General features: G+C 43.6%; 33 protein-coding genes. All 33 read left to right on the plus strand.

Going from position 1 to position 17980, the window contains the following annotated elements:
- Nucleotides 1–9 precede the first annotated feature (9 nt).
- The 33 genes from rplD to rplM all read left to right on the plus strand — a co-directional run bounded on the left by rplD (nucleotide 10) and on the right by rplM (nucleotide 17966).
- The gene (rplD, locus tag AS29_RS05355; RefSeq protein ID WP_035406792.1) at nucleotides 10–633 is read left to right on the plus strand and encodes a 50S ribosomal protein L4; all 624 of its coding nucleotides are present in this window, start codon (nucleotides 10–12) and stop codon (nucleotides 631–633) included.
- Nucleotides 633–920 (plus strand): 50S ribosomal protein L23, encoded by a 288-nt coding sequence (gene rplW, locus AS29_RS05360; RefSeq protein WP_035406795.1) that lies wholly within the window; start codon nucleotides 633–635, stop codon nucleotides 918–920. The genes rplD and rplW overlap by 1 nt, the downstream gene beginning before the upstream one ends.
- A 26-nt stretch (nucleotides 921–946) precedes the next feature.
- The gene (gene rplB, locus AS29_RS05365) at nucleotides 947–1777 is read left to right on the plus strand and encodes a 50S ribosomal protein L2 (protein WP_035406798.1); all 831 of its coding nucleotides are present in this window, start codon (nucleotides 947–949) and stop codon (nucleotides 1775–1777) included.
- A gap of 57 nt (nucleotides 1778–1834) precedes the next feature.
- Nucleotides 1835–2113, plus strand: a complete 279-nt coding sequence (gene rpsS / locus AS29_RS05370) for a 30S ribosomal protein S19 (protein WP_035406800.1) — start codon at nucleotides 1835–1837, stop codon at nucleotides 2111–2113.
- A 17-nt stretch (nucleotides 2114–2130) separates the two neighbouring features.
- Nucleotides 2131–2472: a 50S ribosomal protein L22 gene (rplV, locus tag AS29_RS05375; protein WP_035406804.1), complete on the plus strand. Its 342-nt coding sequence runs from the start codon at nucleotides 2131–2133 to the stop codon at nucleotides 2470–2472.
- A gap of 3 nt (nucleotides 2473–2475) precedes the next feature.
- Nucleotides 2476–3132: a 30S ribosomal protein S3 gene (gene rpsC / locus AS29_RS05380; protein ID WP_035406807.1), complete on the plus strand. Its 657-nt coding sequence runs from the start codon at nucleotides 2476–2478 to the stop codon at nucleotides 3130–3132.
- Between the two features lies 1 nt (nucleotide 3133).
- A complete protein-coding gene (gene rplP / locus AS29_RS05385) occupies nucleotides 3134–3568 on the plus strand; it encodes a 50S ribosomal protein L16 (protein ID WP_035406810.1) in 435 nt (144 codons plus the stop codon).
- On the plus strand, nucleotides 3558–3761 hold the full coding sequence (gene rpmC / locus AS29_RS05390) for a 50S ribosomal protein L29 (RefSeq protein ID WP_035406812.1): 204 nt from the start codon (nucleotides 3558–3560) through the stop codon (nucleotides 3759–3761). Before rplP ends, rpmC begins: the two co-directional genes overlap by 11 nt.
- Before the next feature lie 21 nt (nucleotides 3762–3782).
- Nucleotides 3783–4046, plus strand: coding sequence for a 30S ribosomal protein S17 (gene rpsQ, locus AS29_RS05395; protein ID WP_035406815.1), 264 nt, complete (start codon nucleotides 3783–3785; stop codon nucleotides 4044–4046).
- A 40-nt stretch (nucleotides 4047–4086) separates the two neighbouring features.
- A complete protein-coding gene (gene rplN / locus AS29_RS05400) occupies nucleotides 4087–4455 on the plus strand; it encodes a 50S ribosomal protein L14 (protein WP_035406818.1) in 369 nt (122 codons plus the stop codon).
- 37 nt (nucleotides 4456–4492) lie between these two features.
- Complete coding sequence (gene rplX / locus AS29_RS05405) at nucleotides 4493–4804, plus strand: 50S ribosomal protein L24 (protein WP_035406821.1); 312 nt, start codon at nucleotides 4493–4495, stop codon at nucleotides 4802–4804.
- Between the two features lie 25 nt (nucleotides 4805–4829).
- Complete coding sequence (gene rplE / locus AS29_RS05410) at nucleotides 4830–5369, plus strand: 50S ribosomal protein L5 (RefSeq protein WP_035406824.1); 540 nt, start codon at nucleotides 4830–4832, stop codon at nucleotides 5367–5369.
- A gap of 20 nt (nucleotides 5370–5389) precedes the next feature.
- On the plus strand, nucleotides 5390–5575 hold the full coding sequence (locus AS29_RS20940; protein ID WP_082883739.1) for a type Z 30S ribosomal protein S14: 186 nt from the start codon (nucleotides 5390–5392) through the stop codon (nucleotides 5573–5575).
- A 31-nt stretch (nucleotides 5576–5606) separates the two neighbouring features.
- A complete protein-coding gene (rpsH, locus tag AS29_RS05415) occupies nucleotides 5607–6005 on the plus strand; it encodes a 30S ribosomal protein S8 (RefSeq protein ID WP_035406827.1) in 399 nt (132 codons plus the stop codon).
- A 28-nt stretch (nucleotides 6006–6033) separates the two neighbouring features.
- The gene (gene rplF / locus AS29_RS05420) at nucleotides 6034–6570 is read left to right on the plus strand and encodes a 50S ribosomal protein L6 (RefSeq protein WP_035406830.1); all 537 of its coding nucleotides are present in this window, start codon (nucleotides 6034–6036) and stop codon (nucleotides 6568–6570) included.
- A 33-nt stretch (nucleotides 6571–6603) separates the two neighbouring features.
- Nucleotides 6604–6966 carry a 50S ribosomal protein L18 gene (gene rplR / locus AS29_RS05425; protein WP_035406832.1) on the plus strand — a complete coding sequence of 121 codons (363 nt, stop codon included), beginning with the start codon at nucleotides 6604–6606 and terminating at the stop codon, nucleotides 6964–6966.
- 23 nt (nucleotides 6967–6989) lie between these two features.
- Entirely contained in the window at nucleotides 6990–7490 is a 501-nt protein-coding gene (gene rpsE / locus AS29_RS05430) for a 30S ribosomal protein S5 (protein WP_035406835.1), read from the plus strand.
- Nucleotides 7491–7503: 13 nt separating this feature from the next.
- Nucleotides 7504–7686, plus strand: a complete 183-nt coding sequence (rpmD, locus tag AS29_RS05435; protein ID WP_035406839.1) for a 50S ribosomal protein L30 — start codon at nucleotides 7504–7506, stop codon at nucleotides 7684–7686.
- A gap of 33 nt (nucleotides 7687–7719) precedes the next feature.
- Nucleotides 7720–8160 (plus strand): 50S ribosomal protein L15, encoded by a 441-nt coding sequence (gene rplO / locus AS29_RS05440; protein WP_035406842.1) that lies wholly within the window; start codon nucleotides 7720–7722, stop codon nucleotides 8158–8160.
- Entirely contained in the window at nucleotides 8160–9461 is a 1302-nt protein-coding gene (gene secY / locus AS29_RS05445; RefSeq protein ID WP_035406845.1) for a preprotein translocase subunit SecY, read from the plus strand. The genes rplO and secY overlap by 1 nt, the downstream gene beginning before the upstream one ends.
- 57 nt (nucleotides 9462–9518) lie before the next feature.
- Nucleotides 9519–10172: an adenylate kinase gene (locus tag AS29_RS05450; protein WP_035406848.1), complete on the plus strand. Its 654-nt coding sequence runs from the start codon at nucleotides 9519–9521 to the stop codon at nucleotides 10170–10172.
- Nucleotides 10169–10915, plus strand: a complete 747-nt coding sequence (gene map / locus AS29_RS05455) for a type I methionyl aminopeptidase (protein WP_035406851.1) — start codon at nucleotides 10169–10171, stop codon at nucleotides 10913–10915. Before AS29_RS05450 ends, map begins: the two co-directional genes overlap by 4 nt.
- A 249-nt stretch (nucleotides 10916–11164) precedes the next feature.
- On the plus strand, nucleotides 11165–11383 hold the full coding sequence (gene infA / locus AS29_RS05460; protein ID WP_028390440.1) for a translation initiation factor IF-1: 219 nt from the start codon (nucleotides 11165–11167) through the stop codon (nucleotides 11381–11383).
- Between the two features lie 35 nt (nucleotides 11384–11418).
- A complete protein-coding gene (gene rpmJ, locus AS29_RS05465) occupies nucleotides 11419–11532 on the plus strand; it encodes a 50S ribosomal protein L36 (RefSeq protein ID WP_003156543.1) in 114 nt (37 codons plus the stop codon).
- Nucleotides 11533–11555: 23 nt separating this feature from the next.
- A complete protein-coding gene (gene rpsM / locus AS29_RS05470; RefSeq protein ID WP_035406854.1) occupies nucleotides 11556–11921 on the plus strand; it encodes a 30S ribosomal protein S13 in 366 nt (121 codons plus the stop codon).
- 21 nt (nucleotides 11922–11942) lie between these two features.
- A complete protein-coding gene (gene rpsK / locus AS29_RS05475; RefSeq protein ID WP_035406857.1) occupies nucleotides 11943–12335 on the plus strand; it encodes a 30S ribosomal protein S11 in 393 nt (130 codons plus the stop codon).
- A 183-nt stretch (nucleotides 12336–12518) separates the two neighbouring features.
- The gene (locus AS29_RS05480) at nucleotides 12519–13463 is read left to right on the plus strand and encodes a DNA-directed RNA polymerase subunit alpha (RefSeq protein WP_035406861.1); all 945 of its coding nucleotides are present in this window, start codon (nucleotides 12519–12521) and stop codon (nucleotides 13461–13463) included.
- Nucleotides 13464–13526: 63 nt separating this feature from the next.
- Entirely contained in the window at nucleotides 13527–13925 is a 399-nt protein-coding gene (rplQ, locus tag AS29_RS05485; protein ID WP_035406864.1) for a 50S ribosomal protein L17, read from the plus strand.
- Between the two features lie 222 nt (nucleotides 13926–14147).
- Nucleotides 14148–14987: an energy-coupling factor ABC transporter ATP-binding protein gene (locus AS29_RS05490; protein WP_035406867.1), complete on the plus strand. Its 840-nt coding sequence runs from the start codon at nucleotides 14148–14150 to the stop codon at nucleotides 14985–14987.
- On the plus strand, nucleotides 14963–15832 hold the full coding sequence (locus AS29_RS05495; protein WP_035406870.1) for an energy-coupling factor ABC transporter ATP-binding protein: 870 nt from the start codon (nucleotides 14963–14965) through the stop codon (nucleotides 15830–15832). Before AS29_RS05490 ends, AS29_RS05495 begins: the two co-directional genes overlap by 25 nt.
- A gap of 5 nt (nucleotides 15833–15837) precedes the next feature.
- Nucleotides 15838–16623: an energy-coupling factor transporter transmembrane component T family protein gene (locus AS29_RS05500; protein ID WP_035406936.1), complete on the plus strand. Its 786-nt coding sequence runs from the start codon at nucleotides 15838–15840 to the stop codon at nucleotides 16621–16623.
- 9 nt (nucleotides 16624–16632) lie between these two features.
- Nucleotides 16633–17373 (plus strand): tRNA pseudouridine(38-40) synthase TruA, encoded by a 741-nt coding sequence (gene truA, locus AS29_RS05505; RefSeq protein WP_035406873.1) that lies wholly within the window; start codon nucleotides 16633–16635, stop codon nucleotides 17371–17373.
- A gap of 155 nt (nucleotides 17374–17528) precedes the next feature.
- Complete coding sequence (rplM, locus tag AS29_RS05510) at nucleotides 17529–17966, plus strand: 50S ribosomal protein L13 (RefSeq protein WP_035406876.1); 438 nt, start codon at nucleotides 17529–17531, stop codon at nucleotides 17964–17966.
- Nucleotides 17967–17980: the final 14 nt, after the last annotated feature.

Below are 17980 nucleotides of genomic sequence, written 5' to 3' on the forward strand. Positions count from 1 at the left end.
AAATGGATTATGCCAAAAGTTACTATGTTAAACCAAAGCGGAGCTAACGCTGGTGAAATCGAACTGAACGATTCTATCTTCGGTATCGAGCCAAACCAAGCTGTTCTTTTCGAAGCGGTTATCATGCAAAGAGCTTCCTTAAGACAAGGAAATGCTAAAGTAAAGAATCGTTCTGAAGTTCGTGGCGGAGGACGAAAACCTTGGCGCCAAAAAGGAACTGGACGTGCTCGTCAAGGATCTATCCGTTCACCGCAATGGCGCGGAGGAGGAGTAGTTTTCGGACCGACACCTCGTTCTTATGCTTACAAACTACCTAAAAAAGTACGCCGTCTGGCTATCAAATCTGCTTTATCATCTAAAGTACAAGACAGCAAAATTGTTGTTCTTGAGGATCTGACACTGGATGCTGTAAAAACAAAGGAAATGGCTTCTATCCTAAAAGCTATTTCAGTTGAGAAAAAAGCATTGATCGTTACTGCTGATGTTAACGAGAAAGTTTCACTTTCTGCACGTAACATCCAGGGCATCACTGTTGTTGCAGCTGACGGTATCAACGTTCTTGACGTACTGAACCATGAAAAGCTAATTATGACGAAAGCTGCGGTGCAAAAAGTAGAGGAGGTGCTTGCATAATGAAAGATCCTCGTGATATTATTAAGCGCCCCGTGATCACTGAAAATTCTACTGACATTATGGCTGACAGAAAATATACGTTTGAAGTAGACGTAAGAGCTAACAAAACGGAAGTTAAAGATGCTGTAGAAGCAATTTTCGGTGTGAAAGTAGCGAAAGTCAATGTTATGAATTACAAAGGTAAATTCAGACGCGTTGGCCGTTACAGCGGACTTACAAATCGCAGAAGAAAAGCAATCATTACATTGACTGCTGACTCTAAAGAAATCGAACTTTTTGAAGTTTAATATATAAGTGAAGGAGGGAAATTGAGATGGCGATTAAAAAATACAAACCGACCTCCAACGGTCGTCGTGGTATGACAGTATCTGATTTTGCAGAAATCACTACTGATAAGCCGGAGAAATCCTTGCTTGCTCCGTTGAGCAAAAAAGCTGGACGTAACAACCAAGGTAAAATCACGGTTCGTCATCAAGGCGGAGGCCATAAGCGCCAGTATCGTATTATCGATTTTAAACGCGACAAAGATGGTATACCAGGACGCGTTGCTACAATCGAGTACGATCCAAACCGCTCTGCAAACATTGCGTTAATTCATTACGCTGATGGAGAAAAGAGATACATTCTTGCTCCTAAAAACCTTAAAGTTGATTTGGAAATTATGTCAGGAGCAGAAGCTGACATTAAAGTGGGTAATGCCCTTCCACTTCAAAACATTCCAGTTGGTACAGTAGTACACAACATTGAGCTTAAACCTGGTAAAGGCGGACAGCTTGTACGTTCTGCAGGAACATCTGCACAAGTCCTTGGTAAAGAAGGCAAATACGTACTTGTTCGTTTGAATTCCGGAGAGGTTCGCATGATTCTTGCTACTTGCCGCGCTACAATCGGTCAAGTTGGTAACGAGCAGCACGAACTTATCAACATTGGTAAAGCTGGACGTTCCCGCTGGTTAGGCAAACGCCCAACTGTTCGTGGATCTGTAATGAACCCTAACGATCACCCGCACGGTGGTGGTGAAGGTCGTTCACCTATCGGTCGTAAATCACCTATGTCTCCATGGGGTAAACCGACTCTTGGTGCTAAAACACGTAAGAAAACGAATAAATCCGATAAATTTATCGTACGTCGTCGTAAAAAATAACGTGACTGAACTACGGTTCATCCGAACCGTAGCGCAATCACGAAGGGAGGTACTCGCATGGGTCGCAGCTTGAAAAAAGGACCTTTCGTGGATGATCACTTGATGGTTAAAGTGGAAAAATTGAATGAAACTGAAAAGAAACAAGTTATTAAAACTTGGTCTCGCCGTTCTACAATTTTCCCTCAATTCATCGGTCACACGATCGCTGTATATGATGGACGCAAACACGTTCCTGTTTATGTAACGGAAGATATGGTTGGCCACAAGTTAGGTGAATTTGCACCTTCTCGTACTTATAAAGGCCACGGTAACGATGACAAAAAAACAAGACGCTAATGAGAGGAGGCATTTAAATGCAAGCTAAAGCTGTCGCTAGAACAGTTCGTATTGCTCCTCGTAAAGCACGTTTGGTAATGGACTTAATTCGAGGAAAGCAAATCGGTGAAGCAGTTGCAATCCTTCGTCTCACACCGAAGGCAGCTTCTCCAATTATTGAAAAAGTACTAAACTCTGCAGTTGCTAACGCTGAGCACAACTACGAAATGGACATTAACAGCCTTGTAATTTCCGAGGCATTCGTTGACGAAGGTCCAACACTTAAAAGATTCCGCCCACGTGCAATGGGACGTGCGAGCGCAATTAACAAACGTACTAGTCATATCACTATTATCGTATCAGAAAAGAAGGAGGGATAAGCTGTGGGTCAAAAGGTAAATCCAGTCGGTCTTCGTATCGGTGTGATTCGTGATTGGGAATCAAAATGGTACGCTGGCAAAGACTACGCTGATCTTTTACACGAAGATATCAAAGTTCGTGAATATATCAACAAACGCCTAAATGATGCATCTGTTTCCAAAGTGGAAATCGAGCGTGCTGCTAACCGCATTAACGTTACAGTCCACACTGCTAAGCCAGGAATGGTTATCGGTAAAGGTGGTACTGAAGTTGAAGCGCTTCGTAAAGCTCTTAACTCACTTACTGGTAAACGCGTGCACATCAACATTCTTGAAATCAAAAGAGCTGATCTTGATGCTAAATTAGTAGCTGACAACATCGCTCGCCAGCTAGAAAACCGTATTTCTTTCCGTCGTGCTCAAAAGCAAGCATTGCAACGTTCAATGCGCGCTGGTGCAAAAGGAATTAAAACAATGGTTTCCGGACGTCTTGGCGGAGCTGATATCGCTCGTTCAGAACATTACAGTGAAGGAACTGTTCCACTTCACACACTTCGCGCTGACATCGATTACGGTACAGCAGAAGCAGACACTACTTACGGTAAACTAGGTGTCAAAGTATGGATCTATCGTGGAGAAGTTCTTCCTGTTAAGAAGAAATCCGAGGAAGGAGGAAAATAATATGTTATTGCCTAAACGTGTTAAGTATCGCAGAGAGCATCGCGGAAAAATGCGCGGACGTGCAAAAGGCGGTGCGGAAGTACACTTTGGTGAATACGGTATTCAAGCTTTGGAAGCTTCTTGGATCACTAACCGTCAAATCGAGGCAGCTCGTATTGCGATGACTCGTTACATGAAACGTGGCGGTAAAGTATGGATCAAAATTTTCCCTTCCAAACCTTATACTGCTAAGCCACTAGAAGTCCGCATGGGTTCCGGTAAAGGTGCTCCTGAAGGATGGGTAGCTGTAGTTAAACCTGGTAAAGTTTTGTTTGAGATTGCGGGTGTTTCTGAAGAAGTTGCTCGCGAAGCATTACGTCTTGCGTCTCACAAACTGCCAATTAAAACGAAATTCGTTAAGCGCGAGGAAATTGGTGGTGAATCAAATGAAAGCTAATGAAATCCGTGATTTAACCACTGCCGAAATCGAACAAAAAGTAAAATCACTTAAAGAAGAGCTTTTCAACCTTCGTTTCCAGCTTGCTACTGGCCAGCTTGAAAACACTGCTCGCATCCGTGAAGTACGTAAAGCCATCGCTCGTATGAAGACTGTTATTCGTCAAAGAGAGATCGCTGCTAATAATCGATAAACCCGAGAGGAGGTTTGCAAAATGAGTGAACGCAATCAACGTAAGGTTTACACTGGCCGTGTTGTGTCCGACAAAATGGATAAAACAATCACTGTACTGGTTGAGACTTACAAAACTCATTCTCTATACGGCAAACGCGTAAAGTACTCTAAGAAGTTCAAAGCGCATGACGAAGAAAACCAAGCTAAAATTGGCGATATCGTAAGAATCATGGAAACTCGTCCGCAATCTGCGACAAAACGTTTCCGTCTTGTAGAAATCGTTGAAGAAGCTGTTATTATCTAATAAATGTTCGGATAGTTAATTCCGAAGGGAGGTAACGTGAATGATTCAACAAGAATCTCGCTTAAAAGTTGCTGACAACTCTGGTGCTCGTGAAGTACTGACAATTAAAGTCCTTGGCGGATCCGGACGTAAGACAGCTAACATTGGTGATGTAATCGTGTGTACGGTTAAACAAGCAACACCAGGAGGCGTTGTTAAAAAAGGAGACGTAGTTAAGGCTGTTATCGTTCGTACTAAGAGCGGTGCACGCCGTACTGACGGTTCTTACATTCGTTTCGACGAAAATGCTTGTGTAATCATCCGTGATGACAAAAGCCCGCGCGGTACGCGTATTTTCGGACCTGTTGCTCGTGAGCTTCGCGAAAACAACTTCATGAAGATTGTTTCTCTAGCTCCAGAAGTTCTTTAATTAAATTTGATTGCCTTAATAAGGAGGTGCGGACAAGATGCATGTAAAAAAAGGTGATAATGTAATGGTTATCTCTGGTAAGGATAAAGGCAAGCAAGGTAAAGTGCTTGAAGCTTACCCTAAGAAAGACCGTGTGCTAGTTGAAGGTGTGAATGTTGTAAAAAAACACTCTAAACCAACACAAACAAACACTCAAGGCGGAATCGTGAGCCAAGAGGCGCCAATCCATGTATCCAACGTAATGCTGATCGACCCTAAAAGCGGCGAGCCAACTCGTATCGGTTATAAATTGGTTGACGGCAAGAAAGTACGTGTTGCAAAAAAATCTGGTGAATCTCTAGATAAATAGTAACTAAGGAAGGGAGGTCTATCATATGAACCGCCTTAAAGAAAAATTTGTAAAAGAAACAACTCCAGCTCTAATGAGCAAGTTTAATTATAAATCCGTAATGGAAGTACCTAAACTTGAAAAAATCGTCATCAATATGGGTGTGGGTGATGCAGTAGCTAACTCAAAGTCTCTTGACAACGCTGTTGAAGAGCTAACTGCGATCGCTGGTCAAAAGCCAGTTATCACTCGCGCAAAGAAATCAATCGCCGGTTTCCGTCTACGTGAAGGTATGCCGATCGGTGCGAAAGTAACTCTTCGCGGCGAGCGCATGTACGAATTCCTAGACAAATTGGTATCTGTTTCTTTACCACGTGTACGTGACTTCCGTGGAATTTCAAAAAAAGCATTCGACGGACGCGGTAACTACACTCTAGGTGTTAAAGAACAATTGATCTTCCCTGAGATTGATTATGATCAAGTTACTAAGGTTCGCGGTATGGATATCGTTATTGTTACAACTGCTAAAACAGACGAAGAAGCTCGTGAACTACTTACTCAGTTTGGAATGCCATTCCAAAAATAATCGTAAAGGGAGGCGAAATCGTGGCAAAAAAATCTATGATCGCGAAACAAAAACGCTCTCCAAAGTTTAATGTTCAAGCATATACTCGATGCGAACGCTGCGGACGTCCACATTCTGTGATTCGCAAATTTAAACTTTGCCGTATTTGTTTCCGTGAACTTGCTTATAAAGGTCAAATTCCTGGCGTTAAGAAAGCTAGCTGGTAATACCCCATAACGGGAAGGAGGTTATTTAACAATGGTTATGACAGATCCGATTGCAGATTTGCTTACTCGCATCCGTAATGCGAATATGGTACGTCATGAGAAGCTGGAAGTTCCTGCTTCTAAAATCAAAAAAGAGATTGCTGAAATCTTGAAACGTGAAGGTTTTGTCCGTGACGTTGAATACGTTGAAGACAACAAACAAGGTGTTATCCGCATCTTCCTTAAATACGGTACAAACAACGAGCGTGTTATTACTGGTCTTAAACGCATCAGTAAACCTGGTCTTCGTGTTTATGCGAAAGCTACTGAAGTACCTCGTGTACTTAATGGCCTGGGAATCGCTATCATCTCAACTTCTCAAGGTGTCATCACTGACAAAGAAGCTCGCGCTAAACAAGCCGGCGGAGAAGTATTAGCATACGTTTGGTAAAAAGTTAAAAAGAATGGAGGTGTAAATTATGTCTCGTGTCGGTAAAAAACTGCTTGAGATTCCATCTGATGTTACAATCAAAATGAACGAGAACACGGTTACGGTTAAAGGTCCTAAAGGTGAATTGACTCGTACTTTCCACCCGGACATTACGATTTCCATTGAGGAAAACATTCTAACTGTATCACGTCCTTCCGATCATAAAGACCACCGTGCACTTCACGGTACAACTCGCAGCATTATTGGAAACATGGTTGAAGGTGTTTCTAAAGGCTTCGAAAAAGGATTAGAACTAGTTGGTGTAGGTTACCGTGCTTCTAAATCCGGAAACAAACTGATTCTAAACGTTGGTTACTCTCACCCTGTTGAGATCACACCAGAGCAAGGAATCGAAATTGAAGTACCTTCTCAAACGAAAATTATCGTTAAAGGTACTGACAAAGAGCGCGTTGGAGCAATTGCTTCCAACATCCGTGCGACTCGCCCGCCTGAGCCTTATAAAGGTAAAGGAGTTCGCTATGAAGGTGAATTTGTACGCCGTAAAGAAGGTAAAACTGCGAAGTAATGCCGCTTAATGGCTAAGAAAGGAGTGACCCTGATGATCACAAAAGCTAGCAAAAATTCTGTGCGTAAAAGAAGACATGCTCGTGTACGTGCGAAACTTTTCGGAACTGCTGAAAGACCTCGTCTAAACGTGTTCCGTTCTAATAAACACATTTATGCTCAACTGATCGACGATACAAACGGTGTAACAATCGTTAGTGCTTCTTCCATGGAGAAAGATTTAAATCTTGATTCTACTGCAAACCTTGAAGCAGCTCAAAAAGTTGGAGAGCTTGTTGCAAAACGTGCTGTTGATAAAGGTCATAAATCAATCGTATTTGATCGTGGAGGATACCTATACCATGGTCGTATCAAAGCTCTTGCTGACGCTGCCCGCGAAGCTGGACTTGAATTTTAATAGGAAAAGGAGGGAAACACAGTATGCGTCGTAATGACTCAGTTAAATCAGAGTTTGAAGAACGTGTAGTTACCGTTAACCGCGTTGCTAAGGTTGTTAAAGGTGGTCGTCGCTTCCGTTTTGCTGCACTTGTTGTTGTAGGCGACAAGAATGGCCGAGTTGGATTCGGTACAGGTAAAGCGCAAGAGGTGCCAGAAGCAATCCGTAAAGCAATCGAAGATGCGAAAAAGAATCTTGTAACAGTACCTATGGTTGGTACAACAATTCCACACGAAGTGATCGGACGATTCGGTGCTGGAAACATTCTTCTGAAGCCAGCTTCAGAAGGTACCGGAGTAATCGCCGGCGGACCAGTACGTGCGGTGCTTGAACTTGCAGGTGTAGGTGACATCCTATCTAAATCCCTTGGTTCAAACACACCAATCAACATGGTTCGTGCAACACTTGAAGGCTTAAAGCAGCTTAAGAAAGCAGAACAAGTTGCTAAGCTTCGTGGAAAATCCGTAGAAGAACTGTTAGGATAAGGGGGGAAAGATAATGGCAAACAAATTAGCGATCACCCTTACTCGCAGTGTAATCGGCCGTCCGGAAACTCAGCGTGTAACAGTTAAAACACTTGGTTTGCGCAAAATGCACCAAACTGTGGTACACGAAGACAACGCTGCTATTCGCGGTATGATTAATAAAGTATCTCACTTGGTTAAAGTAGAAGAACAATAATTATTTTTGTTCTATAAATAAGGAGGTGTCCTGATGAAACTTCATGAATTAAAACCAGCAGAAGGATCCCGTCGCGAACGTAACCGTTTGGGCCGTGGTATCGGTTCTGGTAACGGTAAAACGGCTGGTAAAGGTCATAAAGGTCAAAATGCTCGTTCTGGCGGAGGTGTTCGTCCTGGATTCGAGGGTGGTCAAACTCCATTATTCAGACGTTTGCCTAAACGCGGATTCACAAACATCAACCGTAAAGAATACGCAGTTGTTAACCTTGAAAGGCTGAACCGTTTCGAAGAAGGTACAGAAGTAACTCCTGAACTTCTTCTTGAAACTGGCGTGCTTAGCAGCACAAAAGCTGGCGTTAAGATTCTTGGCGAAGGAAAAATCGAGAAGAAACTCACTGTTAAAGCGAACAAATTCTCGTCTTCCGCTAAAGAAGCAATCGAAGCTGCCGGCGGTACAGCTGAGGTGATCTAATGTTCAAAACAATCTCCAATTTCATGCGCGTGGGTGACATAAGAAATAAAATTATTTTCACTCTTTTAATGCTTATTGTATTTCGTATCGGAACATTCATTCCTGTGCCTGGCGTAGATACTAAAGGCCTGGCTGCAATGGATCAGCAAATGAGCGTTTTCGGAGTAATGAACACTTTTGGCGGGGGAGCACTGTTTAACTACTCCATTCTTGCAATGGGTATTATGCCGTACATCACCGCCTCCATTATTGTTCAGCTGCTTCAAATGGACGTTGTACCGAAGTTTACGGAATGGTCTAAGCAGGGTGAGGTTGGCAGACGTAAATTGGCTCAATTTACGAGATATTTCACGATTGTTCTTGGGTTTATTCAAGCAATTGGGATGTCCATCGGGTTTAACAACCTGAGCGGCGGTCAATTGATTCAAAACCCTAGTGTTACTACCTATCTTCTGATTGCAGTAGTCCTTACAGCAGGAACTGCTTTCTTAATGTGGTTAGGAGAGCAGATTACGGCTAAAGGTGTTGGGAATGGTATTTCCATCATTATCTTTGCCGGTATCGTTGCGGCGATCCCTACTACTCTTAACCAAATTTATGCTCAGTTGTTTACTGATGCGGGAGATCAGCTGTTCTTGCGGATTGTGATTGTTATTCTGCTCGCTATTGCTGTTCTTGCTATTATTGTAGGAACAATTTATGTGCAGCAGGCACTTCGCAAAATTCCGATTCAATACGCTAAAAGGGTATCAGGTTCAGGTCCGCAGGCGGGCGGTCAATCCACTCACTTGCCGCTGAAAGTGAACCCGGCTGGTGTAATTCCTGTAATCTTCGCGGTTTCATTCTTGATTACACCGCCGACGATTGCTAATTTCTTCGGTAAAAACGATGTGACCAATTGGATTACCACCAATCTCACAACGACTCATCCGATTGGAGCTTCCATCTATGTTGCTTTAATTATTGCCTTTACGTATTTCTATGCGTTCGTTCAGGTTAATCCTGAGCAAATGGCTGATAACTTAAAGAAACAAGGCGGTTATGTTCCAGGGATTCGTCCAGGAAAAAGCACACAGGAATATTTAACAAAAGTTTTGTATCGTTTAACGTTTGTTGGAGCAATTTTCCTATCAATCATTGCTGTTCTTCCTACTCTATTCATCGCATTTGCAGGTCTTCCTCAATCCGCACAGATTGGCGGAACCAGCTTGCTGATCGTGATCGGAGTTGCGCTTGAAACAATGAAAGGGCTGGAAAGCCAGCTTGTAAAACGAAATTACAAAGGCTTTATTAAACAGTAAGGTAATGGGACGCAGCTGCGCCCATTCCCTTTATATAGAGACTGAGGGGGAAATCGGATGAATCTAGTATTAATGGGTCTGCCCGGTGCCGGTAAAGGAACTCAGGCAGAACAAATCACAGAGGAATATCATATCCCTCATATCTCGACTGGAGATATGTTTCGAGCGGCAATGAAGGAAGAAACTGAATTAGGACTGCAGGCTAAATCTTTTATTGATAAAGGCGAGCTTGTACCTGATGAAGTGACGATCGGTATTGTCAGAGAAAGATTGGGCAAAGATGATTGTGAAAAAGGTTTCTTGCTTGATGGTTTTCCTCGTACTGTAGCACAGGCAGAGGCGCTGGAAACGATTCTCTCTGATCTTGGTAAAAAGCTCGACCACGTTATCAACATTGATGTGGATAAGAGCATTCTTATGGAACGCTTGACTGGCCGCCGCATTTGCAAAAATTGCGGAGCTACTTACCACCTTGTCTTTAACCCTCCTGCTAAAGAAGGCGTTTGTGACAAATGTGGCGGAGAGCTGTACCAGCGGGCAGACGATAACGAAGAAACGGTTTCAAACCGCTTGGAAGTTAACGTCAAACAAAGCAAGCCGCTTCTTGATTTCTATAGTGAAAAAGGCTATGTGAGAGAGATTAACGGACAGCAGGATATCACCAAAGTTTTTGCTGATATCAAAGCCTTGCTTGGGGGCTCAGCTGAATGATCATCTGCAAGACTCCGCGTGAGATTGAAATCATGAAGGAAGCTGGCCGGATCGTTGCACTGACCCATCAGGAATTAAAGAAACATGTACAGCCCGGTATTACTACCAAAGAATTGGATAGTATTGCCGAAAAGTTTATACGCATGCATGATGCAATTCCTTCCTTCAAGGGGTATAATGGATTCCGCGGAAGCATTTGTGCTTCTGTCAACGAAGAGCTCGTTCATGGCATCCCGGGTGACCGGGTATTAAATGAAGGAGACATTATCAGCATCGATATCGGTGCAAAGTATAATGGCTATCACGGTGACTCAGCCTGGACATATCCGGTAGGCGCCATTTCCGAAGAAACGCAAAAGCTGCTGGACGTTACAGAAGAGTCTTTATATAGAGGGCTGAATGAAGCCAAGCCAGGAGATCGTCTTTCGAACATCTCCCATGCTATCCAGCTCTATGCTGAGAGCGAAGGGTTTTCAATCGTCAGAGAATATGTTGGGCACGGTGTAGGACAGGAACTTCACGAAGATCCTCAAATTCCTCACTTTGGACCGCCGGGCAAAGGCCCTAGGCTGAAACCTGGCATGGTTCTGGCAATTGAACCTATGGTCAATGCAGGAACACGATATGTTAGAACCTTGCAGGATAACTGGACTGTTGTAACAGTAGATGGTAAGATGTGTGCTCATTTCGAACATACAATTGCTATCACGGAAACCGGCTTTGAGATCCTTACAAAAGCTTAAAAGCAAATGAAGGCGATGACGCTTTAACAGACTGCAGACGGAAGCAGAACTCCGGAAGTTTGAGTCTCGTTATAGTGGCAGATGGAGACAAACGGACGTTTCATTCTCCCCAGAACACATCCACCACTTTAAGTTCTTTAATTGCGTATCTCCGGAAGTTCAGAGCAGTGTATAAAATGATATAGCGATCAGCTATATGGAATTTGCCAGCTTGGCAAATTGCTGATTTGATGAAGGGAGAACAACTTAATGGCTAAAGATGATGTAATTGAAGTTGAAGGTACCGTTCAAGAGACGCTGCCTAATGCAATGTTTAAAGTTGAACTTGAGAACGGTCATACAGTCTTGGCACATGTCTCAGGCAAGATCCGCATGCACTTCATCCGTATTTTACCTGGAGACAAAGTTACGGTAGAATTGTCCCCGTATGATTTGACACGCGGAAGAATAACGTACCGTTTCAAATAAAAGCACTCCGAACTATCAAGGAGGTTGGAAAACACATGAAGGTTAGACCGTCCGTGAAACCGATTTGCGAAAAATGTAAAGTTATTCGCAGAAAAGGAAAAGTCATGGTTATTTGTGAGAATCCAAAGCATAAACAAAAACAAGGATAAAACATAAGGAGGTGCACTGACAAATGGCTCGTATTGCTGGTGTAGATATTCCACGCGAAAAACGCGTTGTAATTTCATTAACATACATTTTCGGAATTGGCCGTACTACAGCTCAAAAAGTTCTTGCTGAAGCAGGAGTTTCTGAGGACACACGTGTACGTGATCTTACTGAAGACGAACTTGGAAAAATCCGTGATGTAATTGATAAGCTAAAAGTTGAAGGGGACCTTCGCCGTGAAATTTCCCTAAACATTAAACGTCTTATCGAAATCGGAAGCTTCCGTGGTCTTCGCCACCGTCGCGGTTTACCTGTTCGCGGACAAAACACTAAAAACAATGCTCGTACACGTAAAGGCCCACGCCGTACTGTTGCGAACAAAAAGAAATAAGGTAAAGGAGGTTAAAGCTCTATGGCTCAACGTAAAACAAACACTCGTAAACGCCGTGTGAAAAAGAATATTGAAGCTGGTATCGCGCATATCCGCTCAACTTTTAACAATACAATCGTTACGATCACTGATACTCACGGAAACGCAGTATCTTGGTCCAGCGCAGGTGCTTTAGGATTCAGAGGTTCACGTAAATCTACTCCTTTTGCTGCGCAAATGGCTGCTGAAACTGCAGCAAAAACTTCCATCGAACATGGTTTGAAAACTTTGGAAGTAACTGTTAAAGGTCCTGGTGCCGGCCGTGAAGCTGCAATTCGTGCTCTTCAAGCTGCTGGTCTAGAAGTAACTGCTATCAGAGATGTTACTCCAGTTCCTCATAATGGCTGCCGCCCGCCAAAACGTCGTCGTGTGTAAATTTTCTGTATAGATTTCGTTTCCCTGTCTATAATGGGTTATGATACAGTATATAATTAAAAGCAGAATTTCCCAATTCTGCTGTTGTGCACAATCGGGACATTACAATGGGGAATTTCGGTTAGGTTTAGCCTGCTAGATCTTTAACCGGGGTTTCGACGTTTTGAAGGAGGGTTTTATTGAATGATTGAGATTGAAAAACCAAAAATCGAAACGGTTGAAATCAGCGAAGATGCCAAATACGGTAAATTCGTCGTCGAACCACTCGAGCGCGGGTATGGTACTACTTTGGGTAACTCCTTACGTCGTATTCTATTATCCTCACTCCCTGGTGCTGCTGTAACATCGATCCAAATTGACGGTGTACTGCATGAATTTTCGACGATTGAAGGCGTCGTAGAAGATGTTACATCCATTATTTTAAACGTTAAGAAGCTTGCTCTTAAAATCTATTCAGAAGAAGAAAAAACACTTGAGATTGATATTCAAGGAGAAGGTGCTGTTACGGCAGCCGATATCACTCATGACAGCGATATTGAAATCCTAAACCCTGATCTTCATATCGCAACTTTGGCGAAAGATGCCACGCTTCGAATGAGATTGACTGCAAGAAGAGGACGCGGATACAATCCTGCTGTAGCTAACAAACGTGAAGATCAGCCGATTGGCGTTATCCCGATCGATTCTATCTATACACCAGTTGCCCGCGTATCCTATCAAGTTGAAAATACTCGTGTAGGACAAGTGGCTAACTTTGATAAGCTAACACTTGACGTCTGGACTGATGGAAGCAATGGTCCCAAAGAGGCAGTTGCCTTAGGTGCCAAAATTTTGACTGAGCATCTTAATATTTTTGTTGGCTTAACTGATGAAGCCCAAAATGCTGAGATTATGGTTGAAAAAGAAGAAGATCAAAAAGAGAAAGTATTAGAGATGACAATTGAAGAGTTGGATCTCTCCGTGCGTTCTTACAACTGTCTGAAACGTGCTGGAATCAATACAGTACAAGAACTTGCGAACAAAACAGAGGAAGATATGATGAAAGTTCGCAATCTTGGACGAAAATCTCTTGAAGAAGTTAAAGCGAAACTAGATGAACTTGGATTAGGTCTACGCAAGGACGACTGACCAATTCACTAGTCATTTGTGTGTAAAACGCACACAAAGCCTATTCAAAGGAGGGGACATCACATGCCATACAGAAAATTGGGCCGTACTAGCTCACAACGTAAAGCTATGCTTCGTGACTTGGCTACTGATCTAATTATCAACGAGCGCATCGAAACGACTGAAGCTCGTGCGAAAGAGCTGCGTTCCGTTGTTGATAAAATGATTACTCTAGGAAAACGCGGAGATCTTCATGCTCGCCGTCAAGCTGCTGCATTCGTTCGTAATGAAGTTGCTGAAATGGTAGTAGTAGGTCAAGATAAAAACGGAAAAGACAAAGAAAAAGCGAAATACGCTTTGGAAAAACTTTTCACTGATATCGCAGGCCGTTATGGAGAGCGCCAAGGCGGATACACTCGTATCATGAAACTTGGACCTCGTCGCGGAGACGGAGCTCCAATGGTTATCATTGAGCTTGTGTAAGTAATGTAAAGAGGGCGGGACAGCTTTAATAGCTGATTTGCCCTTTTTTACGATGAAGACCGGCACCATTTGGTTTTCATAGGCGGATAGACAATGGAAACGTTGTAAGGAGCCGAATACGACTGAGAACATGGCGGGCAGATTCTGTCCGCCTATCCCAGTTAGTAGTATTTTTTTTTTATTTTCAGAGAAGTTTTGATTGTGAGAGGAGAAGAACAGGCTATGCGCAAGGAAATTGCTAGAGTAGAGAATGTAACCTTTTCCTATCCTGATCGCGAAAAACCTGCTTTAGATGAGGTGTCCTTAAACATCTATGAAGGTGAATGGCTGGCAATTGTCGGTCATAATGGATCTGGAAAATCGACTCTTGCCCGGATATTGAATGGACTTTTGCTGCCGTCCAAAGGGAAAGTGAAGATTGCAGGTACTGAACTTTCAGAGGAGACTATCTGGGATGTACGCAAGAAGGTCGGGATGGTGTTTCAAAACCCCGATAATCAATTTGTTGGAACCACCGTTAAGGATGATGTGGCTTTTGGTCTGGAAAACAACGGAATTCCCCGTGGAGAAATGATAGAACGGGTGGATTGGGCGACAAAGCAAGTTAAGATGGATGCTTTTCTCGATCAAGAGCCGCACCATCTGTCAGGCGGTCAGAAACAGCGTGTTGCCATCGCTGGTGTGCTGGCCGTTAAGCCTCAAATTATGATATTGGATGAAGCTACATCCATGCTCGATCCGGCAGGGCGTCAAGATGTGATGGACACCGTACGCCTCTTAAATGATCAAGGGGCTGTTACAGTCATCTCCATTACGCACGATCTTGAAGAGGCTTCAAAGGCTGACCGGATCATCGTTATGAATAAGGGGAAGAAGCTTAAAGAGGGGAAACCGGAGATTATTTTTTCAATGGGGGAAGAGCTCTCGAGAATCGGTCTCGATCTTCCGTTCCCTTACAAGCTGAGTATGGAAATGCGCAAAGCAGGCATTCCGCTTCAGCATAATCACTTAACTGAACAAGGATTGGTGGATGAGCTATGGACATTACAGCAAAAGGCCTAGAGCATACGTACAATCCGAGGACCCCTTTTGAAAAACGTGCGATTTATAACATGGATCTTCATATAAAATCTGGGTCCTACACGGCAATTATAGGTCACACCGGATCAGGCAAGTCAACACTCCTTCAGCATTTAAATGGATTGCTGAAGCCAACAGCCGGCTCTATTTCAATCGGGGATCGAATGATAAAGGCAAAAGAGAAAGCGAAGCATTTAAAATCGGTCCGGAAAAAGGTTGGCATTGTGTTTCAGTTTCCTGAGCATCAGCTCTTTGAAGAAACGGTCGAAAAAGACATTATGTTCGGACCAATGAATTTCGGCGTTTCGGAAGAGGCTGCAAGAGAGAGAGCCAGAGAGATGATCAGAATGGTTGGTTTGCCTTCCGAGGTACTTGACCGGTCTCCTTTCGATTTAAGCGGAGGACAAATGAGAAGAGTGGCGATTGCAGGTGTACTTGCAATGGATCCCGAAGTCATTGTCCTGGACGAGCCTACAGCAGGTCTTGACCCTAAGGGCCGACATGATATTATGGAGCTTTTCTATCAGCTTCATCGTGAAAAGGGACTGACAACGATCCTGGTGACTCACAGCATGGAGGATGCCGCCAGATATGCAGAGGAGCTCATCGTACTTCATCAAGGGACGATTCAGCTGAAAGGGACACCTCAAGAGGTATTTTCGTCATCCGTTAAAATAACGGAAGCAGGACTCAGGCTGCCTGAAACCGTGCAGTTTAAATACGCACTGGAATCTAAGCTCGGAATCCGAATCGAAGAAACACCGCTTACGATTCAGGAGACAGTTCAGGCTCTCCGGTCTCTCTACGTAAAGGAGGGAGACAATTGAACAGCATGATTATAGGAAAATATGTGCCTGGTCATTCCTTTGTGCACAAGCTCGATCCCAGATCCAAGCTCCTGCTGGTCTTTTTATTCGTCTTTATTGTGTTTCTTGCAAACAATGCCGTTACGTATGCTATTTTAGGTTTGTTTACGATCCTGGTTGTTTCCCTTACCAAGCTGCCGCCAAGATTTCTTGCTGCAGGCTTGAAGCCGATTTTATGGATTATCCTGTTCACCTTTATTCTGCATATTTTGGTTACAAAACAGGGTCCTGTCCTTTTCCAATTTTCATTTGTTTCGATTCATGAGGAAGGACTGCGGCAGGGGATTTTCATCTCGCTTCGTTTTCTTTACTTGATTTTAATTACGACGCTGCTAACACTTACGACTACTCCGATTGAAGTAACAGATGGGATGGAGAATCTTCTTCATCCATTCAAAAAGCTTGGGCTTCCTATCCATGAGCTTGCATTAATGATGTCAATCGCTCTCCGGTTTATTCCAACGCTGACAGATGAAACCGACAAAATTATGAAGGCTCAAATGGCAAGAGGGGTGGACTTTTCCTCAGGACCGCTGACAAAGCGCATCCAGTCCATAGTCCCTTTACTGGTTCCATTGTTTATCAGCGCCTTTAAAAGAGCTGAGGAGCTTGCTACGGCGATGGAAGCGAGAGGCTATCAGGGCGGGGAAGGAAGAACGAAATACAGGCAGCTGAAATGGGACACTCAGGACTCGATGATCATGGTTCTGCTTCTGATTTTGTCCGTTCTTCTTCTGCTGTTCCGTTCGTAGGTGTCCAGGATGAGAATGAAAATGATCATTGCATACGATGGAACCGATTTTAACGGCTATCAGATTCAGCCTGATGCAAGAACCGTTCAACAGGAGCTTGAGGTGGCTTTATCGAAGCTCCATAAAGGAGCGAATATAAAAGTATCCGCTTCCGGAAGAACCGATGCCCGGGTCCATGCAAAGGGGCAGGTCATCCATTTTGATACGCCTCTCAGCATTCCGATGGAGAAGTGGCCTAAAGCTCTTAATGCAGTGCTTGCGAAGGATGTAAGGGTGCTTGAAGCTTCTGAGGCACCCGAGAGCTTCCATGCACGCTTTGATGCATGCGGAAAAGAATACAGGTATGTAATTGACCGCTCTCGTGTTCAGGATGTATTTCTGAGAAACTATGCATATCATTATCCGCACCCATTAAACATGGAGGCGATGAAAATGGCTTCCCGGCATTTATTAGGGACACATGATTTTACTGCCTTTTGTTCAGCGAAAACGGAGGTTGAGGACCGTGTACGGACCATTGAATCAATCGAGTTCACTGAAGAAGGCGATAAACTGACGATGTCGATCAGGGGCAGCGGCTTTTTGTACAACATGGTCCGTATTATTATGGGAACGCTTCTGAACGCGGGCACCGGAATGACTCAGCCGGGAGAGATTTCTGACATGATTTTTTCCAGAGACCGTACGAAAACTGGAAAAACAGCGCCGGGCCATGGTTTATATTTATATAAAGTTTTCTATGACAACTAAACCAGGTGTAACATTGTCTTGACATTGCGCCATTACTGAGATAAACTATCACATGGTATGTATTTCATCCCCACGATAAAGCCCCGGAAAGCTCATCGTGTTTTGAAATAAAAATGGAACTAACGTTTATGGAAAGATATTAGGAGGGAAATTTAATGCGTACAACGTATATGGCGAAAGCTAGCGAAGTTGACCGTAAGTGGTACGTTGTAGATGCAGCTGGCAAGACACTAGGTCGTCTTTCTACTGAAGTAGCATCTATTCTTCGCGGCAAACACAAGCCGACTTTTACACCACATGTAGACACTGGAGATCACGTGATCATCATCAACGCTGAGAAAATTGAACTGACAGGTAAGAAATTGACTGATAAAATTTACTACCGTCACAGCCAATTCCCTGGCGGACTTAAATCTAGAACAGCTCTTGAAATGCGTACAAACTACGCTGAAAAAATGCTTGAGCTAGCGATCAAAGGAATGCTTCCGAAGAATTCTCTTGGCCGTCAAATCTTCAAGAAATTGCACGTTTACACGGGTGCTGAGCATCCACACCAAGCACAACAGCCTGAAGTTTACGAACTTCGCGGTTAATTAATAAGGAGGTT

This window comes from Bacillus sp. SJS (assembly GCF_000732485.2).
GTDB lineage: Bacteria > Bacillota > Bacilli > Bacillales > Bacillaceae > Metabacillus_B > Metabacillus_B sediminis.